Raw genomic sequence first — 799 nt, forward strand, 5'->3', positions numbered from 1 at the left:
CTTATTCTGTGACAACCAGGATAAAGAGATTTACAGCATGGTCAGGGAGGTCAGCAGCCGCTTGGGCTGTCGCCAGTCGATACCTTCCAGCAGCATCGCCAGCTGCGCCTGCGTAAGGAACACTTTGCCATCACGGGCTGACGGCCAGGCGAAGCGCCCACGCTCCAGCCGTTTGGTCAGGAGGCACAGTCCGTCGCCGGTGGACCACAGCAGTTTAACCTGACTGCCGCTGCGGCCCCGGAAAATGAAAATATGGCCGGACATGGGATCGTCTTTCAGCGCCGTTTGTACTTTCGCAGCCAGGCCGTTGAAGCTATTTCTCATATCGGTGATACCGGCAACCAGCCAAATTTTGGTCCCGGAAGGTAACGGGATCATCGCTTCAGTTCCTGTATCAGCAGAGTCAGGAGCTTTTCGCTGACATTGCCATTGAAGCGGAGCGTCCCGTGCCGGAACGTTACCTCACAGCTGATACTGAGGGTTTCCGGGTCCTCTGCGAGCGATTCTGGCTGTTCGGCAGCTGCATCGAGAGTCACAGGAAGTAGCTGGGGGCTCTCTGAAGAAGGTAATAGCAGCTTTCCCTCGCGCCATTGTTGTCGCCATTTGAACAACAGATTGGCGTTAATGCCATTTTCAAGAGCAAGTTTTGAGATGGATATCCCGGGTTCACAGGAGGCAGCAACGAGCAGCTGTTTAAATTCGGGAGGATAATTAGGGCAGCCTTTTCGCCTGCCGGGAGTCACATTTTTCTGCATATCTGACACTTTGGTTCCCACTACTTATTTGGTGGACACCACTT

The 799-nt window shown here is 53.9% G+C and carries 2 protein-coding genes; both read right to left on the bottom strand.

The genetic code is table 11. From position 1 onward, the window contains the following. Positions 1–30: 30 nt before the first annotated feature. Positions 31–378, bottom strand: a complete 348-nt coding sequence (tnpB, locus tag ACJHX3_RS24950) for an IS66 family insertion sequence element accessory protein TnpB (protein ID WP_000612632.1) — start codon at positions 376–378, stop codon at positions 31–33. Further along, positions 375–755: an IS66-like element accessory protein TnpA gene (gene tnpA / locus ACJHX3_RS24955; protein ID WP_001171523.1), complete on the bottom strand. Its 381-nt coding sequence runs from the start codon at positions 753–755 to the stop codon at positions 375–377. Before tnpA ends, tnpB begins: the two co-directional genes overlap by 4 nt. Positions 756–799: the final 44 nt, after the last annotated feature.

Source organism: Escherichia sp. WS1265 (assembly GCF_046487585.1).
GTDB lineage: Bacteria > Pseudomonadota > Gammaproteobacteria > Enterobacterales > Enterobacteriaceae > Escherichia > Escherichia coli.